Annotated in this window: 1 protein-coding gene; it reads right to left on the bottom strand. The window is 50.0% G+C overall.

Annotation, left to right across the window (positions count from 1 at the left end; all coding sequences use genetic code 11):
- Positions 1 to 453, bottom strand: a 453-nt coding sequence (locus GTP27_RS23335) for a DUF6765 family protein (RefSeq protein WP_371865996.1), incomplete at its 3' end; no start/stop codon positions are given.
- Positions 454 to 458: the final 5 nt, after the last annotated feature.

Raw genomic sequence — 458 nt, forward strand, 5'->3', positions numbered from 1 at the left:
CTCCGCATTTTCCTCCAGTGTCTGCAACCCAGACCTCAGCTTCTCTAACCATGTCTTGTGATCATGTTGGTCGCCAACAAGGGAAGTCAGTTTGTTGTACTTGCTTTCCGTTCCGCTAAATCCTTGGTGCGCCCACGTGTCGACGTAGACATGCAGTGTTACGCCCAGTCTATGTAGAGAATTCGTTGCTTTTTTTTGAGCCAAAGCGCGCTTGACCATTTCTTTGGCGACAATACTATTCGGCCTACACAGGGCCTTCTTTTCAAGGGTGTCACCCACAGCCCCAGGTAAAAAGTGAAACGGCGCCCAAACAATCCGATTCTGGTCATTGTCGGCATTTTTGTAATCGAACATCTTGTGTGCGCTAGCAAAGCGTTCGAACGTTTCCCCACCACTAAATCGAAGCAATCCTGGAGTCGTAGCGTCATCGACATACTGGCATGCATGGGCCACGACCC

The sequence above is a fragment of the Duganella qianjiadongensis genome, assembly GCF_009857915.1.
GTDB lineage: Bacteria > Pseudomonadota > Gammaproteobacteria > Burkholderiales > Burkholderiaceae_D > Rugamonas > Rugamonas qianjiadongensis.